Source organism: Agrobacterium albertimagni AOL15, from assembly GCF_000300855.1.
Classification (GTDB): domain Bacteria; phylum Pseudomonadota; class Alphaproteobacteria; order Rhizobiales; family Rhizobiaceae; genus Allorhizobium; species Allorhizobium albertimagni.
In genome coordinates this window covers 247,275-259,848 of the sequence record NZ_ALJF01000006.1, presented here as the reverse complement: position 1 = coordinate 259,848, position 12,574 = coordinate 247,275, and the positions used below count along the sequence as shown (strand labels likewise).

The following is a 12,574-nucleotide window of genomic DNA, read 5'->3' as shown; positions in this document are numbered from 1 at the left end:
AGTTCCGTCGTCTCAGGCAGATGAGCCTGCTTTCAGCGCCACTCGTGCAGCCGGTCAGCCATCAGAGGCCGGGTCATGACCAGCGGCAACTTGCCTTCTGCGCGCTCCGCATAGGCGATCGCATCCGCCTCATCATTGAAGCCGATGAAGATCATCGACAGTGACTGAGCCTTGGGCGCGCCCTTCTTGCGATAGGAGAATTTCACCGCGCAATGGGGAAAGGCTTCATCCAGCACCGCGCCTTCGGGAAGCGCATCCGACAGCGCTAGATGGGCGCCGAGGCCGAGGAAGCGATCGATGGCGGCAAAGGCTGTCGCTTCCGGCAATTGCTTGTTCTCTGACGATCGCGGCGCGCGGCCCCAGAACAGGCTGTCGACCAGCCCCTTCGCCCGCTTCGACTTGACCACAACGAGACCGCCGGCCGCGACGAGCTCCAGATGGGTATCCCAGGTCTGGAAAATGTCCGGGGTTTGGTGGAGTTCGGTGAGGAGAGGGCGGAGGGTGGCGGTGAGGTCGGTGTAGAGGGCTGGGGGCATAAGCGGGTGTCTCGGGGTGTAGGTGGTCGGAGGCGGCCTCGTAGCATGGCGGGGGCGGGGTTGGATATGGGGACGTTGTGGATCACGGGGTGTCGGCGCATAATGTGGTCTCTGGTGGTCACTCTGTGAGGTGTCGCGATGTCCAGCATCGGGGTGAAGGAAGCCAAGGCCGGGCTCTCGGGGCTGGTCGATGACGCGGCCGCAGGCGAATTCGTCACCATTACCAAGCATGGCAAGCCGGTGGCGGTGCTGGTCAGCGTCGAGGCGGCGGAGGCGGCCAAGCGGGCGCTCGCCAAGGACCGCCTCAGCCTTGTGGCACATCTCAAACTGTTTCCCGCCGATGTGGATCTCGGTTGCGAGGTATTTACGCGCAACCGGCTGCCGTCGCGCGAGATCGAGTTGTGAGCGGTTATCTGCTCGATACAGATGTGCTGTCGCTGCTGTCACCGTGATGCGGCTGAGTGCCTAGGGAGCGAGGCCAGAAGTGGGTGGGGTGCGTTATCTGTCAACGGTGTCGCCCCATAAGATGGCGGTGGTATGTTGACGCCGCAAATCGACCCTATTGACCACAACAATTCGTTGAACGCACCGTGTTCCAGGCAGCATTAGCCGCTACTTTTTGACGGCTTGAAACTGTGCTGATTTAGTCGACGAGACAGCAAACTCCGTCACGTCAAAGCCCCAAATTCCAACAGCGTTGAGCTGCATGTGCCCCTCCACGTTCTAGGCAGTATAGACTCCAGCAACCATGTAGTGTTGTTGTGTGCTTTCGATTCAACTGATGAGGGGGCGAAATGAGAATTTGTCGTCGGCTATTTGTGGTTCCGCTCGCGAACAATAACTACGGGAAAACAACCATTATTCGCGCTTTAGCCTCTCAAGGAATGGGGATGGATTTCAAGAAGTATGCGAAGGGTGTCCGCCAACTAGAAACGCCGTTTGGGCGCCCTGTAGATGCTTACATCTTCGGTCGATCGTTCCAAGAGACCGAAAAAAGCACTTATGAATCGATAGAGGCGGCACTTGACGGGAACGACCCTCAGTGGCGGACGCGAGAACTGATTATTATGCCAAGCCATGTCGGCAAGAACGATCAAACTGACATTCAACATATGATTGACGTGGCACATTCCGCAGGCTTCGATGCGGTCGCAGTCTCGGTCATTCTAACAACTGACACAGGCGACAATCGACACAATTTTCCTCCTATTTGGAGGATGAACTGGGATGAACGCTGGACAATTCCCAACCCTTGGTCATCTGACCCAGGCGGGCAATTGCAGGCCCTAGGTCGCGACCTTTGGTTTTGGATTTCCAACGCGCTAGTTAAGTAAAACTATCCCATCTTCAACGCTGTCGCTGTTAGAATGGTTGGACAAAGAAATGAGTCAGGTTCTATATCATTATTGTTCTACACCAACTGGTGCAGCAATTCTGAAATCTAGAACATTTCGCCTGTCTGCGCTGTCTGCTGCCAATGACATTCTTGAAGGCCGCGTATTGGCACGTGTGTTTTCTCGGCTTCTTTCGTCAACTGGTCTAGCTGCAGGGGTCATCGATGTCGCAGCAGTCATTGTAGAGGGATATGCTGATTCGACAGAGGGGTTCGCGTTATGCCTTTCGGAGAACGGCGATCTGCTGAGTCAATGGAGGGCATATGGGGCCGATGGTGCAGGCCTCGCTATTGGATTTGACTCCAAGTTGCTTGCCAAAGACTTTGGACCGATTAACTTCGGGGCACAGTTTTTTGAAGTGACTAAAATTGGTTACGGTGAAGATGCTCTGATTGACACACTGTCTCCAGTTGTAAAAGAGCTTCAGCTTGTGTTTTCGGGTCAAGGCGAATTCGTAAAGCTACGTGACGGTGTAACTAGGGAGGCTGCTCTGTATCGCCTCGCGGTCCGGCAGCACGACGCAGGAAGCCTTTTTGAGGGGCGATGCGACAGAGCGCCCGAACTTCTTGCCAATTTGCTAAAGATACTTGCTCCCCTTCACTTCCAGATTTACGCCACTAAACCCGAGGTGTTTCATGAGGAAAGAGAATGGCGACTGCTTCGCCATCGACACAGAGTTGCGTTAGCGGATGTCGAATATCACGCTGATCCAACCATGCTGCGCCCATTTGTATCTTGTCTGATCGCCGATCCAGCAAAAGAGGTTATCAGAGAAGTTGTTGTTGGGCCTAAACACCGATCAGATATCAACTGGCTCAAGGCCTTCCTGGCTTCCTCAGGGCTAGAGCATGTCCAAGTAACGCGGTCGAAGATTGAGAGCTACCGATAAACCGCAATGGCCGGAGTTCCTCGGGACAAGCCCAAGAATGACGACAGACGAGGATTTTGGGCCAACGAAAAACCCCGCCAGATCTCTCCGGCGGGGTCCGCATTCCCTCAATCCTCAAGCGCTAAACCGCGTTCTCAGAACTCGACCGCCCGATCGCCATCCTCGTCCTGAATGCGGGTCGGCAGGCCGATCTTGTTCAGGAGGTTGATGAAGGGCTTCGGCGGCAGTTCTTCGACATTGGCCATCTTCTTCACGTCCCATTCGCCTGTCGCGACGAGCATCGCGGCTGCAACCGGGGGGACGCCGGCGGTGTAGCTGATGCCCTGGCTGCCCACTTCGTTGTAGGCTTCCTTGTGGTCGGCGACGTTATACAGGAAGACGGTCTTTTCCTTGCCGTCCTTTAAACCCTTCACGTAGTCGCCGATGCAGGTCTTGCCTTCGTATTCCGGGGCGAGCGACGACGGGTCGGGCAGGCAGGCCTTGACGACCTTCAGCGGCACGACTTCGGAACCGTCGGCGAGCTTGACCGGCTGTTCGGAGAGGAGGCCGATCGATTTGAGCACGGTGAAGACGTTGATGTAGTGATCGCCGAAGCCCATCCAGAAGCGCACGTCGGCGCCGTCCATGTTCTTGGCCAGAGAATGCACTTCGTCATGACCGCAGAGATAGGCGCGGCGGGTGCCGACGACCGGCAGGTCGTAGTCCTTGCCGATCTCGAACATCTTGTTGACCTTCCATTCGCCGCCCTGCCAGGAATAGACGACGCCGGTGAATTCGCGGAAGTTGATTTCCGGGTCGAAGTTGGTGGCGAAGTATTTGCCGTGGCTGCCGGCATTGATGTCGACGATGTCGACGTCGGTCACCTTGTCGAGATATTCATCCTTGGCGAGACGCGCATAGGCGTTGACCACGCCCGGATCGAAGCCGGCGCCGAGGATGGCGGTGATGCCCTTATCCTCGCATTCTTCGGCACGCTTCCACTCGTAGTTTCCGTACCACGGCGGGGTCTCGCAGATCTTGTTCGGCTCTTCATGGATCGCGGTGTCGATATAGGCGACGCCGGTGTCCATGCAGGCGCGCAGCACCGACATGTTGAGGAAGGCGGTGCCGACATTGATGACGATCTCGGTGCCCAGCTTCTTGATCAGAGCCTTGGTGGCTTCGATGTCGAGGGCGTCGAGCGCGTGGGCTTCGAGCACGCCTTCTTGCTTCATCGCCTTCTTCTCATGCACGGAAGCGATGATGGCGTCGCACTTCGCCTTTGTGCGCGAGGCGATATGGATGTCGCCGAGCACGTCGTTGTTCTGCGCGCACTTGTGCGCGACCACCTGGGCGACGCCGCCGGCGCCGATGATGAGCACGTTCTTCTTCATAATGGGACCACTCCTTGCGTCCAATCGTCAGAACCTGGGCTTGAAGGATTTCAAGACAGGCTTTGTTCGTAGTCCGTGTAGTCGAACTCACGGACCGTCCTGAGGCTGCCATCCAGTTCGCGGATGGCGATTGCCGGCATTTGCACGCCGTTAAACCAGTTTTTCTTGACCATCGTGTAGCCGGCGGTGTCCTGCAGCGAAATGCGGTCGCCGATGTTCAACTCGTTTTCAAAGTTGAACTCGCCGAAGATATCGCCCGCGAGGCAGGACTTGCCGCAGACCTGGTACCGGTGCGGTCCCTGGTTAGGGTGGACCTTCGCGCTTTCCCGGTAGATCAGGAGATCGAGGAGATGCGCTTCGATGGAGGAATCCACCACGACAAGATCCTTGCCGTTGTAAAGCTTGTCGAGCACGGTGACTTCGAGCGTGGTCGACTTGGTGATCGAGGCTTCGCCGGGCTCCAGATAGACCTGGACGCCGAACTCGCCGGAAAAGCGCTTGAGGCGCTCCGCGAACTTCTCCAGCGGATAGTTCTCGCCGGTGAAATGAATGCCCCCGCCGAGGGAGACCCATTCGGCCATTTTCAGGAGGGGGCCGAACTTCTGTTCGATGTCGCCGAGCATCTTATCGAAAAGGTCGAAATCGCCGTTTTCGCAGTTGTTGTGGATCATGAAGCCGGAAATCAGCTCCATGACCGGCTCGACATTTGCGAGATCCCATTCGCCCAACCGCGAGAAGGGGCGGGCGGGGTCGGCGAGATCGAAGCTCGAGGAGGAGACGCCGGGGTTCAGCCGCAGGCCGCGGATGATGCCGGACGACTGTTTCTCGAAGCGGGTCAGCTGGCCGGTCGAGTTGAAGATGATCTTGTCGGCATGGGAGACGACTTCGTCGATCTCGTAATCGGCATAGGCCACCGAATAGGCGTGGGTTTCCTTGCCGAAACGCTCATGGCCGAGGCGCACTTCATTGAGCGACGACGACGTCGTGCCGTCCATATAGTCGCGCATGAAATCGAAGACGGACCAGGTGGCGAAGCATTTCAGCGCCAGCAGCGCTTTCGCGCCGGAGAGTTCGCGCAGCGTCGCGATCTTCTCCATGTTCTGGAGCAGCTTGGATTTGTCGATCAGGTAATAGGGAGTCTGGATCAAGGCTTTATCCTTCGTGAACCCAGCCGTAACAGGCGGAAGTGAACGGGACGCCCCGAATGCGTCGGGGGGTCCCATAGGCAAAAGGGGGGTAAAAGGCAAGCATATCGCAAGGGAATCTCCTTCGTTCCTGCTCTTTGCCCTGACATGGTGAAACGGCGATGACGATCAACCCCTCCGTTTCGCGGGCCCGTCTTGCGCTCACCGGAATGCAGCCATGCGTGAGGCGGCCGGCTTCGTTCAGCAATCGGCAAGCTTTGCCTTGCTATGCCGAGTTGTAACGGTTCAGCCTGGACGCCTCATGCATCTCGACCTCGCCACCATCCTCATCCTGCATCCCCTGTCATTGACGGTCGGCGCGTTGTGTTTCCTCTATCTGCGTTTTGGCTCCCAACGCAGCCATGGGCTCGGAAAGATGGCCGTCGCGTCCCTCGTGCTTGCGGTCGCCTCGGTCCTGGCGGGCGCCTCCGAGCAGGGCTTCGTCGCTTACGAGACCTGGACCTATCTCACGACGATCGTCACCCCGGTTGCCTATGTTCTGATGCTGGTGGGGCTGAGCGACGTGATCACGGAAGACCGTGCCGGTCGGCTCTGGTGGGTTCTGCTCGTGCCTGTCGGTATCGCGGTCGCAGCCCTCGTGACCGCGTTTCCGCTGGAAAGGCTCTACCGCGGCGCCGTTTTCCTTATCTGCATGGGCGGCTTTTCGGCAGCCTCCGCTGCATTGGTGATGTGGGATCCGAAAAGGCAGAGGCTGACGAGCCGTTTCGGCCTGGCGGCCGCCTTCGGTGCCAAGGCCGTCACCGCTGCCGTCACCTTCGTGGCGCTCGTCCTGCCTGATAGCGTCCAGATGACACCGGCGGCGGCGTTTCTCGTGCTTATCCTCTCCCAGTTTGCCATCGCCATGTTCGTGCTGATCCTCGTGCAGGAGCGGGCAGAACAGCGGCTGATCGCGCTCACCGAAACCGACAGCCTGACGGGCATCCGCAACCGGCACTGGATGATGGACCGTCTTCCGCGCGAGGCGCCGGTCGGTAGTGCCTATGTGATCATCGACATCGACCACTTCAAGCAGGTGAACGACCGCCTCGGACATCTGGCCGGCGACGAAGTGCTGACATCCGTTGCGCAAGCGATGACCCGACATTTGGGGCGCAATGCCATTCTCGCGCGCATGGGTGGCGAGGAGTTCGGCCTCTATCTGCCGGCGGCCACGGAGGCCGATGCCGTCCAGGCCGCCGAACAGTTGCGGCTTGCGATCGCTTCGCTATCGATCGCCCACGAAGGAACCCCGATCACGGTAACGTTGAGCGCCGGGGTGGCGGTCGCGCCCAAAACAATGTCGTTCACGCAGCTCATAGGACGTGCCGACGAAGCGCTCTACGCGGCCAAGCGCGGCGGACGCAATCGGGTTGTGCTGGCGCGTTTCGAGAGCATTACGCATGCCATGATTCTGCCTGAACTCGACCTGGCAATGGCGGCAAAACCCGCTTGAGCCGCGGCTGGCGAACGTTTTTCAAGAAACAGCGGCTTGCCAGAGGCGGCGGAATTTGATTGGCCTTCGATCCTTCCAGGTTCGTTTTGGCGAGTCCCTATGCTGAAAGACTTTTCTCCTCAGGCCGCCTTCATGGGCGTGCTCGTCGCCTTTGTCGGCTTCGCCAGTTCCTTTGCCGTCGTTCTGCAGGGGCTGAAAGGGGTCGGCGCCACCGACTACGAGGCGGCGTCGGGGCTCATGGCGCTGTCGGTCGCCATGGGGATCTGCGGGATCGCCCTCAGCGTCTGGACGAAGCTGCCAGTCTCTGTCGCCTGGTCTACGCCAGGGGCGGCGCTGATCGTGCTCGCCGGCCTCATCCGGCCCTTCGGGCGGGCGGTGGCGGCGATCCCGGCGCCGATTGCGAATGCGATGCTGGCCGGCGTGATCCTCAACCTCTGCTTTGCGCCGTTCAAGGCCGTCGCCTTCGATCCTTTGCTCGGTTTGCCGATCCTCGTGGTCTGGGCTGTCGTCGCGGCCTTCAAGCGGCTTTACGCGGTGCCGGCGGCACTTTTGACCTTCGTTGTTGTCATCGTCTTCGGTGTCGACCTGCCGGAGGGCGCAATGGCCAGCTGGGCGGCGTCGCTTGCGCCGCCGGTCGAGTTCGTGTTGCCGGTCTTCACGCTGCCGGCGCTGGTGTCGATCGCGCTGCCGCTGTTCATCGTCACCATGGCCTCGCAGAACATTCCGGGGATCGCGATCCTCAAGGTCAACAAATATGATCCGCAGCCGGGGCCGATGTTTGCGGTGACCGGTCTGTTTTCGGCGCTGTCGGCCCCACTCGGGGGGCATGCGGTGAACCTTGCGGCGATCACGGCGGCGATGTGTGCCGGCGAGGACGCTCATCAGGACCCGAGACGGCGCTACTGGGCGGCGATCATCGCCGGCATCGGCTACGTGCTGCTCGGGCTTGCGGCCGGTGCGGTGACCGGCTTCGTGTCGCTCGCGCCGCCGATCCTGATCCAGTCGGTGGCCGGTCTGGCGCTGATCGGGGCGTTTTCCGGCTCCTCGGTTGCGGCCTTCCAGGTGCCCGAAACGCGGGAGGCGGCGGCGGTAACATTCCTCGTCACGGCTTCGGGGATTTCGATCCTCGGGATCTCGGGCGCGTTCTGGGGGCTGATCGCCGGGGTGGCGATGCTGGGACTGGTGAAGCTGGCCAAGGCAAGGGGATGAGACGGATACGCATCAAAGCCATCGTTTTTACCCTGGCTTCCGGACTGTTCGGTTATGTTTTCTACATGCGCTACTGGATCTGGCGGGACTGTATCGCCGCATCACAGTCGAGCTGTGTGACGTCCGACGGCAGCAACGGCACCGATGGCGGGATGGTGTGGGGCGTGATCGCGCTCGGCTTCCTCGCTGCCGCGGTCATTGCCCAATTCGGGCGGCGGTGATCTGGGTGTGCAGGATCTAGTGCAATCGCAAGGGTTGTGCTAGGTTTTGCCCATGGAGTTCGAATTCGATCCGGCCAAGAGCGAGGTGAACAAGGCGAAGCACGGAATCGATTTCGTGGCGGCGCAGGAGTTGTGGTATGATCTCTATGCTGTGGATGTGGATGCCGGGCATCCGGCAGAAGCAAGGCGGATCCGTGTAGGTCGGATCGCCGGTGTTCTATGGACAGGTGTCTATGTTCTACGGAACGAGCGCGTTCGGATTATCTCCGTCCGCCGGGCGCGAATTCAGGAGAAGCGTCGCTATGAAGACAATCAGCGCTGAAGAGTTCGATCGCAAGTTCGACGACGGCGAAGATATCAGCGAATACGTCGACTGGAGCAAGGCGACGCGCCCCAATCTCGAGCCTGTTGAGTTCACTGTTACCCTCAGACGGGGAACGAAGCTCAGGCTTGAACGGAAAGCCAAGGAACTCGGAGTATCCGTCGATTCCTTGCTTGAAGACTGGCTGCGCGAGAAGCTGGACCCGGCACGGCCATCCGCTGCCGAATAACACCCTTGCGCGATTCAATTCATCGCGTTATTCCTGATCCCATGAAGACCAACGGCACGACCATTGCTGCGACTGACATGACGGCCCGCGCTGCGGCCTGCGTTGTCGCGTCGGTGCCAAACTCGCTTCTTCTTCTCGGCCTTATCCGCGGTTGCCGGGTCCATTGAGGAGCGCCCGGCGGCCGGGTCAGCCGTTTGGCGATTGCTCCTCGAAATTCCCCTTTGTAATGCAATCCATCCCTTGAAAAGGGCCTGCGCGCGCGTGCCAAAGCTCCGCTGATTTGTTATCAGCCATGGCAGCCGCCCGAGGACGAGAAGAGACGAAACCGATGATTTTGAAGACCCATACCGTGAAGCAGGGCATGCCGGACGCTTCGCAGAAGTACCGCCCTTATCCGCAAATCGACATTGCCGATCGCACCTGGCCGTCCAAGATGATCGACAAGGCGCCGATCTGGTGCTCGGTCGACCTGCGCGACGGCAACCAGTCGCTGGTCAACCCGATGGGCCATGACCGCAAGGCCCGCATGTTCCAGCTGTTGCTCGACATGGGCTTCAAGGAAATCGAGATCGGCTTTCCCTCGGCGTCACAGACCGATTTCGACTTTGCCCGCTGGTGCGTGGAAGAGGGTGGCGTTCCCGCCGATGTCTCGCTGCAGGTTCTGGTGCAGTGCCGGCCGGAGCTGATCACGCGGACCTTCGAGGCGCTGGAAGGTGCGACCAACCCGATCATCCATTTCTACAATTCTACGTCTGAGCTGCAGCGTCGCGTTGTGTTCGGCAAGGATGTCGCTGGCATCAAGCAGATCGCTGTCGATGCGGCGAAGATGATCATGGACATGGCGGCGAAGGCCGGTGGTGGTTATCGCTTCGAATATTCGCCGGAAAGCTTCACCGGCACCGAACTCGAGGTGGCGCTGGAAATCTGCAACGCTGTCATCGCCGAGGTAAAGCCGACAGCCGATAACAAGCTGATCCTGAACCTGCCGTCGACCGTGGAAATGTCGTCGCCGAACATCTATGCCGACCAGATCGAGTGGATGTGCCGCAATATCGACAACCGCGAGAACGTGCTGATCTCGCTGCATCCGCACAACGACCGCGGAACCGGCATTGCCGCAACCGAACTGGGTCTGATGGCCGGTGCCGACCGTGTCGAGGGCACTCTGTTCGGCAATGGCGAGCGCACCGGCAATGTCGATATCGTGACGCTGGCGCTGAACATGTACACGCAGGGCGTCGATCCGGAGCTGGACTGCTCCGACATCGAGCGGATCAAGGCCGTTTACGAATATTCCAACGAGATGGTGATCCCTGAGCGCCACCCTTATGTCGGCGAACTGGTCTATACGGCCTTCTCCGGCTCGCATCAGGATGCGATCAACAAGGGCATGAAGGCGATTAAGAAGGCCAATTCCCCTGTATGGGAAGTGCCGTATCTGCCGATCGATCCGCAGGATGTGGGCCGCACCTATGAGGCGATCATCCGGATCAACTCGCAGTCCGGCAAGGGCGGCATCGCCTATATCCTGGCTGAAGACTACGGCATCAACCTGCCGCGCAACCTGCAGATCGAGTTCCGCGAGGATATCCAGCGGATCACCGACGAAGAAGGCAAGGAGCTGCCGTCGAAGAAGATTTACGACCGCTTTATCGAACGTTATGTCGATCAGACCGGCGCGCGCATCAAGTTCGTCGATCACCACACCTTTCCCGCCGGTTCCGACCAGAAGGGTGTGCGGGTCGTTGCCGCGGAGATTACCGATAACGGCGAGACCAAGCGGATCGAGGGCAAGGGCACGGGTCCGATCGACGGATTCGTCAATGCGCTGTCGACCTATCTCGGCATCGACCTCTCGGTGCAGGACTATTCCGAGCATTCGCTGCAGCATGGTTCGAACGCAGCGGCGATTGCCTATGTCGAGATGGCCCATGCCGGCGGCAAGCTGTTCGGTGCCGGCATCAATACGAACATTGTGACGGCTTCGCTTGAGGCGATCGTCTCGGCCGCCAACCGTGTGTTGGATGAGCAGAAGAAGGCCTGATGCCATGACGCTCTTCGCCGAGGTTCGACATTTGTCCTCGGCAAAGGCTCCGCTCGTGCTTCTGCATGGTTTCGGCGGGATCGGCGCCTCCTGGGCGCCGGTCATCGCGCGGCTTGATCCGGGTTTGCCGCTTCTCCTCTATGACCTGCCCGGGCACGGACGCTCGCTCGACGCTGGGGGCGTCGGGCATGCCGGTGTGATGGCCAAGGCCATTCTCGATGATTTCGACAAACGCGGATTGTCGTTTTTCCATCTCTGTGGCCATTCCATGGGCGGAGCGATTGCCAGTTTGATCGCGCTCAGGGCGAGGGATCGGGTGGCATCCCTGACGCTTGTGTCGCCTGGTGGCTTTGGATCCGAGATCGACCATCGGGCCTTGCAGCGTTACGGCCTGGCCGTCGAACCCGACGAGTTGGCTGGCGGGTTGGCCGCGATGGCTGCCCAGGGCGTTGCGTTCGAGGCAGCGGGTCTCGACCGGCTCGCGGCTGCTCGACGGATTGCCGGGGCGACGGATCGACTGATGGAGATCCTCCAATCCTTCCTCGTGGAAACCGATGAACGGATCGGGCAGGGGACGTTGCCGCTTTCCTCATTTCCCGATCTCGGCATTCCTACGCGATTGCTCTGGGGAACTTCCGACCCGATCCTGCCGGTCGCGCAGGCAAAAAACATCTGGCAGGGGGCTGAGGTCACACTGATCGAGGCTGCAGGCCACATGCTGATCGACGAGGCGCCGGATAGGGTGGCGGCGGCCATCCGGGCGGCGATGGCTGAAGGCTAGGAGTTTAGCCGAGCAGTCTTTCGCTGTGGTCGAGCTTCAGCGGCGCATCCTCCCGCTCGATCTTGTAGCGCTGCCAGTCGAGTTGCCAGTTTCCGGCTTCGCCATCGATCGAGAAGAGATTGTAGCCGGCGGCGGGTTTCTTGGCGCCAGGCCCCTGGCTTGCCGAGGCGATGCCGACGACGGGGACGTTCTTCTCGCGGTCCGTCAGCCAGTAGAGCGTGTTGAGATGGGTGTGACCGTGCAGCACGAGTTCGGCGCCGCCGGTGCGGATGGCGGCTGCGAAACGGCGGATGCCGATCATGCGCTTGTGCTGGGGGGCGGCTCCGCGGATCGGCGGGTGGTGGATCATCACCACGCGAAACAGGCCTTCCTCGCCGGCGGCTTTCAGAAGTGCTGCGGTCTCGCGGGCCTGGCGACCGCTGAAATAGCCTTGGGCGGAAAAGGGTGGGGTGGCGATCGAGGTGGAGCAGCCGATTAGCGCGACCGGGCCACGGCGGCGGATATAGGGGAAGAGCTTGTGGTCGTCCTGGAAGATCAGCGGATCGTCGTCGCCGCGCATGTAGTCGTACCAGGCCTGGACCGAGCGCTCGTGTGCGCCGGGCACATAGGCGTCGTGATTGCCCGGAACAACGGACGTGTCGAGCGGCGCGCCCGCTTCACTCAGCCATTCCGCAACGAGCTTCACCTCAAGCTTCGAGGCGAGGTTTACCAGATCGCCCGTGATCGCCAGATGATCGGGATTTTCGGCACGCAGCCCGTCCAGAACCATTTGCAGCGCATTGGGGAAAAGATGCTTGCGGCGGTTGCGATGCCAGTTCACATAGCCCGTAATCCGCTTCGAGGCCAATTCCCGGATCGTCAGGTTCGGCAGCGGGCCGAGATGCACGTCGGAGATGTGGGCGAGCTTGAACATGGCGCTTCTCTTAGCGGCGCTGAAAC

14 protein-coding genes are annotated in these 12,574 nt (G+C 59.9%); 10 read left to right on the top strand and 4 right to left on the bottom strand.

What is annotated here, in order from left to right:
- Nucleotides 1–32: 32 nt before the first annotated feature.
- A complete protein-coding gene (locus tag QWE_RS24370) occupies nt 33–536 on the bottom strand; it encodes a hypothetical protein (RefSeq protein WP_006725662.1) in 504 nt (167 codons plus the stop codon).
- Nucleotides 537–674: 138 nt separating this feature from the next.
- Between QWE_RS24370 and QWE_RS08300 the strand changes: the two genes are divergently transcribed.
- The 3 genes from QWE_RS08300 (at nt 675) to QWE_RS08290 (ending at nt 2,819) form a co-directional block, all read left to right on the top strand.
- Complete coding sequence (locus QWE_RS08300) at nt 675–941, top strand: type II toxin-antitoxin system Phd/YefM family antitoxin (RefSeq protein WP_006725661.1); 267 nt, start codon at nt 675–677, stop codon at nt 939–941.
- Nucleotides 942–1,426: 485 nt separating this feature from the next.
- Nucleotides 1,427–1,870 carry a hypothetical protein gene (locus QWE_RS08295; RefSeq protein WP_006725660.1) on the top strand — a complete coding sequence of 148 codons (444 nt, stop codon included), beginning with the start codon at nt 1,427–1,429 and terminating at the stop codon, nt 1,868–1,870.
- Between the two features lie 49 nt (nt 1,871–1,919).
- Nucleotides 1,920–2,819, top strand: a complete 900-nt coding sequence (locus QWE_RS08290; protein ID WP_083872864.1) for a DUF2971 domain-containing protein — start codon at nt 1,920–1,922, stop codon at nt 2,817–2,819.
- A 134-nt stretch (nt 2,820–2,953) separates the two neighbouring features.
- Here the strand turns inward: QWE_RS08290 and QWE_RS08285 are convergent, their stop codons facing one another.
- Nucleotides 2,954–4,192 (bottom strand): saccharopine dehydrogenase family protein, encoded by a 1,239-nt coding sequence (locus QWE_RS08285; RefSeq protein ID WP_006725658.1) that lies wholly within the window; start codon nt 4,190–4,192, stop codon nt 2,954–2,956.
- 50 nt (nt 4,193–4,242) lie between these two features.
- Nucleotides 4,243–5,340 carry a carboxynorspermidine decarboxylase gene (locus QWE_RS08280; RefSeq protein WP_006725657.1) on the bottom strand — a complete coding sequence of 366 codons (1,098 nt, stop codon included), beginning with the start codon at nt 5,338–5,340 and terminating at the stop codon, nt 4,243–4,245.
- A gap of 214 nt (nt 5,341–5,554) precedes the next feature.
- Between QWE_RS08280 and QWE_RS08275 the strand changes: the two genes are divergently transcribed.
- The 7 genes from QWE_RS08275 (at nt 5,555) to QWE_RS08245 (ending at nt 11,635) form a co-directional block, all read left to right on the top strand.
- Complete coding sequence (locus QWE_RS08275) at nt 5,555–6,829, top strand: GGDEF domain-containing protein (RefSeq protein ID WP_006725656.1); 1,275 nt, start codon at nt 5,555–5,557, stop codon at nt 6,827–6,829.
- A 99-nt stretch (nt 6,830–6,928) separates the two neighbouring features.
- Nucleotides 6,929–8,038 carry a benzoate/H(+) symporter BenE family transporter gene (locus QWE_RS08270; protein WP_006725655.1) on the top strand — a complete coding sequence of 370 codons (1,110 nt, stop codon included), beginning with the start codon at nt 6,929–6,931 and terminating at the stop codon, nt 8,036–8,038.
- Complete coding sequence (locus tag QWE_RS08265) at nt 8,035–8,259, top strand: hypothetical protein (protein WP_006725654.1); 225 nt, start codon at nt 8,035–8,037, stop codon at nt 8,257–8,259. The genes QWE_RS08270 and QWE_RS08265 overlap by 4 nt, the downstream gene beginning before the upstream one ends.
- A gap of 52 nt (nt 8,260–8,311) precedes the next feature.
- Nucleotides 8,312–8,581, top strand: a complete 270-nt coding sequence (locus tag QWE_RS08260; protein ID WP_006725653.1) for a BrnT family toxin — start codon at nt 8,312–8,314, stop codon at nt 8,579–8,581.
- Nucleotides 8,562–8,810: a type II toxin-antitoxin system BrnA family antitoxin gene (gene brnA, locus QWE_RS08255; RefSeq protein WP_006725652.1), complete on the top strand. Its 249-nt coding sequence runs from the start codon at nt 8,562–8,564 to the stop codon at nt 8,808–8,810. Before QWE_RS08260 ends, brnA begins: the two co-directional genes overlap by 20 nt.
- Nucleotides 8,811–9,138: 328 nt before the next feature.
- Nucleotides 9,139–10,854, top strand: coding sequence for a 2-isopropylmalate synthase (gene leuA, locus QWE_RS08250; protein WP_006725651.1), 1,716 nt, complete (start codon nt 9,139–9,141; stop codon nt 10,852–10,854).
- Between the two features lie 4 nt (nt 10,855–10,858).
- Nucleotides 10,859–11,635 carry an alpha/beta fold hydrolase gene (locus tag QWE_RS08245; RefSeq protein WP_006725650.1) on the top strand — a complete coding sequence of 259 codons (777 nt, stop codon included), beginning with the start codon at nt 10,859–10,861 and terminating at the stop codon, nt 11,633–11,635.
- Nucleotides 11,636–11,639: 4 nt separating this feature from the next.
- On the opposite strand, the gene QWE_RS08240 is transcribed toward QWE_RS08245, so the two are convergent.
- Nucleotides 11,640–12,548 carry a metallophosphoesterase family protein gene (locus QWE_RS08240; protein WP_006725649.1) on the bottom strand — a complete coding sequence of 303 codons (909 nt, stop codon included), beginning with the start codon at nt 12,546–12,548 and terminating at the stop codon, nt 11,640–11,642.
- Nucleotides 12,549–12,574: the final 26 nt, after the last annotated feature.